The 7,289-nt window shown below is 69.6% G+C and carries 9 protein-coding genes; 1 reads left to right on the top strand and 8 read right to left on the bottom strand.

What is annotated here, in order from left to right:
* Positions 1-103 precede the first annotated feature (103 nt).
* A complete protein-coding gene (locus tag QH276_RS00955) occupies positions 104-1,228 on the top strand; it encodes a S1C family serine protease (protein ID WP_280402182.1) in 1,125 nt (374 codons plus the stop codon).
* Between the two features lie 5 nt (positions 1,229-1,233).
* Here QH276_RS00955 and QH276_RS00960 read toward each other — a convergent pair whose 3' ends face one another.
* From QH276_RS00960 to QH276_RS00995, 8 genes are all read right to left on the bottom strand, one after another.
* Positions 1,234-1,800 (bottom strand): vitamin K epoxide reductase family protein, encoded by a 567-nt coding sequence (locus QH276_RS00960; RefSeq protein WP_280402183.1) that lies wholly within the window; start codon positions 1,798-1,800, stop codon positions 1,234-1,236.
* A complete protein-coding gene (locus QH276_RS00965; protein WP_280402184.1) occupies positions 1,797-2,597 on the bottom strand; it encodes a DsbA family protein in 801 nt (266 codons plus the stop codon). The genes QH276_RS00960 and QH276_RS00965 overlap by 4 nt, the downstream gene beginning before the upstream one ends.
* Positions 2,598-2,709: 112 nt before the next feature.
* Positions 2,710-3,555 carry a polyphosphate kinase 2 family protein gene (locus QH276_RS00970; protein WP_280402185.1) on the bottom strand — a complete coding sequence of 282 codons (846 nt, stop codon included), beginning with the start codon at positions 3,553-3,555 and terminating at the stop codon, positions 2,710-2,712.
* A gap of 10 nt (positions 3,556-3,565) precedes the next feature.
* Positions 3,566-4,306 carry an ESX secretion-associated protein EspG gene (locus QH276_RS00975; RefSeq protein ID WP_280402186.1) on the bottom strand — a complete coding sequence of 247 codons (741 nt, stop codon included), beginning with the start codon at positions 4,304-4,306 and terminating at the stop codon, positions 3,566-3,568.
* A complete protein-coding gene (locus tag QH276_RS00980) occupies positions 4,303-4,878 on the bottom strand; it encodes a hypothetical protein (protein WP_280402187.1) in 576 nt (191 codons plus the stop codon). Before QH276_RS00980 ends, QH276_RS00975 begins: the two co-directional genes overlap by 4 nt.
* Positions 4,871-5,278, bottom strand: coding sequence for a hypothetical protein (locus tag QH276_RS00985; protein ID WP_280402188.1), 408 nt, complete (start codon positions 5,276-5,278; stop codon positions 4,871-4,873). The genes QH276_RS00980 and QH276_RS00985 overlap by 8 nt, the downstream gene beginning before the upstream one ends.
* A 167-nt stretch (positions 5,279-5,445) precedes the next feature.
* Positions 5,446-6,129: a class I SAM-dependent methyltransferase gene (locus QH276_RS00990; protein ID WP_280402189.1), complete on the bottom strand. Its 684-nt coding sequence runs from the start codon at positions 6,127-6,129 to the stop codon at positions 5,446-5,448.
* On the bottom strand, positions 6,126-7,289 hold a 1,164-nt coding region (locus QH276_RS00995), incomplete at its 5' end, for a saccharopine dehydrogenase family protein (RefSeq protein WP_280406558.1). The genes QH276_RS00995 and QH276_RS00990, both read right to left, overlap by 4 nt.

Here is a 7,289-nt window from a genome sequence, read left to right on the forward strand (position 1 = left end):
ATGCGATGCGGCGAAGCCGCGAGTGTCGAGCGCTGACAGCCGGGACCAAGGGGGGCCAAAACCCGCCCCGACGGAGTCGGCGCCAAAAGACACAGGAGGCTTGGTGGGGAACCAGTGGGAGGGCACCGGTCCGGGTGGGCCGAGCGGTGGTGGGCGGGTGCTCGTCACCGTTTTCGCCGTCGTGCTGGCCCTCGGTGCGCTCTTCGGATATCGGGGTGAGATTCCGGGGCTGGGGCGCGCGGGGCCGGATGTGGCCGTGGCTCCGCTGCGCCCGGTGCCGCGCCCGCCGCTGGACCCGCGCGGCCTCACCCGCGATATTTCGCCGGTGCTGGTGAACGTCACGGCCGCCACGCGGCCGTTCGGTGCCGCGGCGGCCGGTTCCGGGATCGTGCTCACCCGCGACGGCCAGGTGCTGACCAGCCATCATGTGGTGAAAGGCGCGAAAACCGTCCAGGTCAGCCGGGTCTCCGATGGGGCCGTGTACACCGCGGAGGTGCTCGGTTACGACGCTCGCGCCGATATCGCCCTGCTCGACCTTTCCGGCGCCGACGGACTCGCCACGGCGCGTATCGGCCGTTCCGCGGATCTGCGGGTCCGGGACGAGGTGCTGGCCATCGGCAATGCGGGTGGTAGCGGCACCGCGACCGCGGTCACCGGCCGGATCAGTGATCTGGACAGCACCATCATGGCGTTCAACGAGCAGGACCTGTCCCGGCAGCCGCTCACCGGGATGCTGGAAATCGAGGCACCGGTGAGTTCCGGGCAGTCCGGCGGCGCGCTCACCGATCACACCGGCGCGGTGGTCGGGGTGATCGCGGCGGCGTCGGGTGAACGGGACCCGCCACCGGGCGATACCGTCGATCCGCCGAACGGATACGCGGTGCCGATCGATTCGGCGATGCGGGTGGTGCGGCAGATCCGGTCCGGCACCCCCACCGAAACCGTGCATATCGGTCCCACCGCGACCCTGGGTGTGCTGATCTCCGATGCCGGTCCGCGCGGCGCGCGGATCGATATGGCCATCCCGGGGCTGCCGGCCGAGGAGGCGGGGCTGGTGAGTGGCGAGATCATCATCTCGATCGACGATCGTGCCGTCACCGGCGCCCGCGCGCTGCGGATGGCGATCGATACCCGCCGCCCCGCCGAGGTGGTGCGGCTGGGGGTGCTGGGTGTCGATGGGGGTGAGCGGGTCGTTTCGGTGCGGCTGGTCGCCGGTACGCCGGGCTAGCGTGGTCAGAACAGCGACAGCCAGTAATCCTGGAAGCGCAGGAACACCAGTACCAGCACCACCGCGTAGAAGACGGCGACGAAGGTCCAGCGCCATTCCGCGACCACCCGGAGCGCACCCCGGTCGTTACCCCACAACTGCTCGGTGAGAACGGCCAGCAGCGGTGTGATGATCGCCCATACGACCATGCAGTACGGGCACAGGGCGTTGATCCGGTAGAGGCTCTGGAAGATCAGCCAGCAGATGAACAGGGTCCCGGCGGCCGTGCCCAGCCACAGACCCGCCCAGATCCAGCGGGGCAGGCCGATACCGGCGACGGCGAGCACGGCCAGCGTGACCACCACCGAGAACCCCACCACTCCGATGATCGGATTGGGGAATCCCAGTACCTGCGCCTGGTCGGTGACCATCACCGACCCGCAGGACAGCACCGGATTGAGACTGCACGACGGCACATATCCTGGATCGCTGAGCAGTTTGAAATCTTCGACAAGCAGGACCAGCGCCGCCACCCAGCCGGCCAGGCCGGTCAGGAGCATGATCCAGGCTGCGCGCGGGGAGGTCGTGATCACTGGCCCGCAGCCGCCTGGATCGCCGTGGCCAAGGGAGTGGTGTCGAAGCCGGAACCGTCCTGTTTGCCGGTGAGCTGTACTTGCTCGCCGTTGACGAACACCGTCGGAGTTCCGTCGATACCGTCGTCGTTCAGCGATTTATCCGACATGGCCGCGACATAACCTTTGTAGGTGCCGTCGGTGATGCAGGTGTCGACCGCCGGATCGGTGTACCCGGCCTCGTGTGCGATGGCGATCAGCCGCTCGTCGGTCAGGCCGGCGCCCCCTTCGGGCGGCTGCTGCTGGAACATCAGCTCGAGCCATTTCGGATAGTTGTCCGTGCCACGGTCGGCGACGCAGTACGAGGCGTTGGCCGCCCGGGTGGAGTATTCGGTGGTGGACGCCCGGTCGAGGTAGCCCACGATGTTGTACTCGATCACGGCGTCACCGTCGGCGACGGCCTGATTCAGCAGTTCGCTGTGATCGGCCTCGAACTGTTTACAGACGGGGCACTGCATATCGGCGACGATCCGGACCTTCGCGGGCGCGTCCGGCTGCCCGATCCGGATGGCGCCGTTCTCGGTGGCCGCCGCCGGTACCGGCCCGTCGTAGTCGGAACCCGAGTTCCGCACGGCCAGCCCGATCCCGATCGCGGCGACCAGCGCCACCAAGACCGCGGTGACGCCGACCTGTATCGCGATTCTGCGCTTGCGCTCCGCGCGCTGGGCCGCCGCCAGCGGATTCGGCCGCCCGGGTTTCTGGGGGTTCGGCCGCCCGGGTTTCTTGCTCACCGTGCGTTCACCACGCCTTTCGCTCACCTGGGTGCCCCGCCCGGTGGTAGCTGCGGCGGGGGGCCGGAGTCTCCGGCGCACCGCCCCCATCATTGCCCCCGTAGCTGAGAGTTTCCACAACCCGCCGCGTGCGGGCCGCTCAGGAGTTCTCCAGGCGGCGGAGTTCGGCCGCCGGATCGAAGGTGGGCGCGGGCCAGCTCAGGTCCAGCGTCCGCAGCGCTTCGATCAACAGTTCGGTGACGGCCAGCCGCGCGTACCACTTCGCGTCCGCGGGCACGACGTACCAGGGCGCGTAGCCGGTACCGGTGCGGTCCAGCATGGCCTGGTAGGCCTCCTGGTAGGCGGGCCAGTAGCCGCGTTCGTCGATATCGGCGGGGTTGAATTTCCAGTACTTCTCCGGTCGTTCCAAACGCTGGCGCAGTCGATTCTTCTGTTCGTCGAGGGAGACGAACAGCGCGACCTTCACCAGCGTCGTCCCGGCGTCGGTCAGTTCCCGCTCGAACTGGTTGATCTCTTCGTAGCGGCCCTGCCAGACATGTTCCGGTACCAGCCCGTGCACCCGCGCGACCAGCACGTCTTCGTAATGCGACCGGTCGAACACGCCCAGCTGCCCCCCGCGCGGCAGGGCGCGGCGGATCCGCCACAGGAAATGATGTCGCTGCTCTTCTTCGGTGGGTACGCCGAAGGCCATGTGATCGACGCCCTGCGGATCCACCGAGCCGATCACATGGCGCACGATCCCGCCTTTGCCGGCGGTGTCCATACCCTGCAGGACCAGCAGGACACTGCGCCGGTCCCCGGCGCGGCCGTTGGCATAGAGCAATTCCTGCTGCGCTGCCAGCACCTGGCCGCGTTCGGCGAGCAGCCGCTTGCCGTCCGATTTGCCGCCGTGGAAGCCGGGGCGGGCGGAGGTGTCCAGGTCGGCGATCCGCAGACCGTCGGCGCGCAGTACCCGGCTGGCGCTGTCCGTCCAGTGCTCGGTCATCGGAGAAGTATCACAGCCCCGGCGTATTCCCGGCGATTCCGGCCAGGCCGAGCAGCCGGTCCGCGAATTCGGTATCACCGACCGGATCGAGGACCAGGACATCGGCGGTGGTCAGCAGGTAGCGGCCGTCGTCGCGGATATCCAGCCAGCTGCGGTGCCGGGTGGGCGGCGACATCGGATCGTCCGGGGCGACGGTGACGGTGATGAAACCGCGGCAGTCCACCGGTTGACGCAGTGTCGTGCGGAACCGGGCGGCATCGCCGGACGCCCGGCAACCCGGGATAGGGGCATCGGTGAGTACCGCGTCCTGCGGTTCGCGCAGCGGTCCGTGGGTGCCGCGACGGGCGGAACCGATCAGCGCGACCAGCCGGCTTCCGAGGTCCCGCGCATGGCACATATGCACCGTGACCTTGGTGGCGGTGGCGTGCAGGACGGCGGCGTGGTGATCGATGACGGCGGCGAAGCCGAGGATCTGCTCGGTATCGGGCTGTTCGCCGTTGCGGGGGAGCACCGAGCGTTCTCCGGAGATGGTGACGGCGGTGGCGTCCGGGCGGGCGCAGAGCATGAGCGCGGCTGCCAGATCGGGGTCGGCCTGTCTGGCGAACCGCTGCGGTAATCGCAGGGCGGCCAGTTCGGATTCGGTGCGCACCGTACTGGCGGGCGCCAGGTTCACCGGGTAGGGGCGCCGGTCCGAACCCGTCTCGTTGGCCCAGACGTAACTGAATTCGTCCGGGGTGAATATCCATTTCACCGGCGTGCGCCCCCGCGGTCCGCGCCGGTGGAGGTGTCGGGGAAACTCGGCACCCGATCGCCGGAGACCGGGATGGTCGGGAGATAGAGGGTGGTCATCGCGGCCTGGGCGTCGGCAGTGGCCGCGGCCGAGGCGATATCGTGTTCCATCCGCCGCCGGCCGCCGTGTACCGCTTCGGCGGCGGGGTCGTCGAGCGGGCGATACGGCTGCGGGGCCACCAATGCGGCCCGGAGTGTCTGTGCCGCATCGGAATTGCCTTCCATCAGGCGCTGCACGGCCCGGCATACCTCATGGGTCGCTTCACCGGTGCGGACGAATTCCTGGGTGGCCTGCCAGGCGGCGGTCGCGGAATGCCCGGACCAGCTGGTGAACTCGCGGCGCACGGTATCGGCGAAGGCACCGAAGGCCGCGGCGACGGCGTCGGCATTGGATTTCCAGGCGGCGGCTGCCGCGCCCAGCGCGGCCGGATCGAGCACCTCGTGCACCCGGTCCCAGATCTCCTGATGGGTGAAACTGCCGAAACATTCGCGCTCCGGCGCGTACGGCGGGTCGGTGCCGGCGGATTCAGCCATGTCCGTCACCTCCGGCGGCCGCCGCGGCCACGGCGAGGGCTGCACGGTTGGCGTGATCGGCTTCGGTGAGCCGCCCCGCGGCAGCCAGGTAGGCGGCCTTGAACCAGAGCGCGGTTTCCTGCAGCGCGGTGAGTGTGTCGAGGTAGTCGGCGGCCTTTCCGGCGAAACCGGCGGCGAGGGCATGCCCGGTGGGCAGATCGGGGAACCCCGCGAGACCGGGTGCGGTGGCGAGTTGCCGGCCGCCGGACCGGGCGGCCTCGAGGTCGGCGACCAGGGTGTCGCAGGCGGCGGCCAGGCGTAGCGCCACATCGTCGGCGAGTGTGAAGGGCTCCGCGCCACCGGTGGTGGCCGCGGCGTACAACCGCCGGGCGACGCCCTGGCCGAGATCCGGTACCGGCATCTGGAATCCCCCTTCCGGACCGTTGGTACGACGGGTGACTCTACCGATCGGTAGTAACCCGCGCCCGCGGACACCCACCGCACCTGGGGATCCGGCTGTGAAATAGCCCACGCGGCAGGGCGTTCCGTGCACGTACCCGCAGCCGGTACGGCCGGACACGCGTCCTGTCAAACCCCGCGTCCGGAGGCTGCCGGGTGTTCGCCGCGGCTCGGCGTCCCGGTCGCCGGCTTCACCGCGGTGAGGTACTGCAGGAAACGGTGGACCTCCTGGTCGATCTCCACCAGCCCGGCCGCGGCGAACAACTCCGGGAACGTCCGGCCGCCGAACATGCGCAGCCCGCTCAGCCCCGCCGCGCGCCGGGTCAATTCGCCGAACGGATTGTCGGGCCGGTAGCTCGTGGTGACGGCGAGCCGGCCGCCCGGTGCGAGCACTCGGACCATTTCGCGGGCCGCCACCAACGGGTCGGGGATCAGGTACAGGGCGCCGAAACAGCAGACCGCGTCGAAGGTTTCGTCCGGGAACGGCAGGAACCGGGCGTCGCCGCGCACATAGCCGGCCCGCGGGCCGGAATTGTCGGCCAGTGCGCGAGCCAGCATCGGCGGCGAATAGTCGATCCCGGTGACATAGCCGTCCGCGGGCATCTGCTCGCTCAGGAAGCGGGTGAAATTCCCTGGGCCGCACGCGATATCCAGCGCCCGCCGGGCGCTGTGCAGATGTAGCGAATCCACCGCGAAGCGGCGATCGGCGGCGTTGGTGCGGCCGGAGGCGAGGTAGAACACCGTCGGCCGCCACACCCGCTCGTAGACCGCGGCCAGCGCGGGCGCGTTCATCGTGCGCCGGGCGAGGTTCATCCCAGCGCCTCCACCTCGATGGTCATCCCGGCAGCGCGCAGCCGTTCGGTGAGCGCGTCGCCCATCGCGGCGGCGGGGGTGAGTATTCCGGCGAGTTCCGGTTTCTCGTCGAAGGCCAGCGCCAGCCCGCTTTCCCCGAGCATGACGGCGGTCGCCTTGTAGCCCGGGTCGCCCTGGCCGGCGAAGGTCGCGACGTAACGTGCGCCCGAGGTGGTGCGCGCATAGGTGCGCATCCGGAACCAGCCGTTCTCCCGCGTCCGTTCGCTGGGCCCGGTGCCCGGCGCGGGCAGGATCCGGTCGAGCACGGCGCGCCCCGCGCGGAATCGGGACAGCAGGCCGCCGATCGCCAGCGCACCGACCACACCGCCGGTGATACCGGCCGCCAGCACCGGCGCCAGCGGGGAACTACCCACGCCCATGGTTTCGCGATAGCGGAAATTCTTGCCGTACACCCAGCCGAGCAGGCCGTTGCTGCGCCGCACGATCTTGGTGTTGTGGCTCGCCATCACGAAGGTGCCCACCCAGCCGTCGAGGCTCGGGTCGATATCGCGGGCACGCGACAGGACGAGATCCGACTGCCGCCCGACCTCGGGTTCCATGGATTTGTCGGGGCTCAGCGAATACGGATGGCTCAGCACCGCGCCCTTGGATTTGTCCGCGGCGACGATCTCCATCATCGCGCGGCCCGAATCGATGGTCCCGCCGCTCACCCCACCACGCAGCGTCGCGATCAAGGTGGTGTCGCCCAGTTCGCCGGTGTTGTCCGTCACGGTGCGCCGATACAGCTGGTACACACTCAGATCCGACGGGACCGAATCGTATCCGCAGGAATTCACGATCTTCGCGCCGGTGCGGGCCGCCTCGTCGTGATACGTATCGATCGCCTCGCGGATGAACAGCGGTTCACCGGTCAGATCCGCGTAGTGGGTGCCGGCTTTCGCGCAGGCGGCCACCATCGGCATCCCGTACCGCAGATACGGACCCACCGTGGTGATCACCGCCGTGGTGCGGGCGGCGAGGGCATCCAGCGCATCCTGATCGGTGCTGTCGGCCACCACCAGACTCCAGTCGTGGGCGCCGCAGTAGTCGCGCCCGGCGGCGGGGGTGGGGGGGGTACCGGAGGGCCGGCCCGTGGTCGCCACGGTGGCACAGCTCGCCGC

Origin of the sequence: Nocardia carnea (assembly GCF_029869215.1) — a bacterium.
Classification (GTDB): Bacteria; Actinomycetota; Actinomycetes; order Mycobacteriales; family Mycobacteriaceae; genus Nocardia; species Nocardia carnea_B.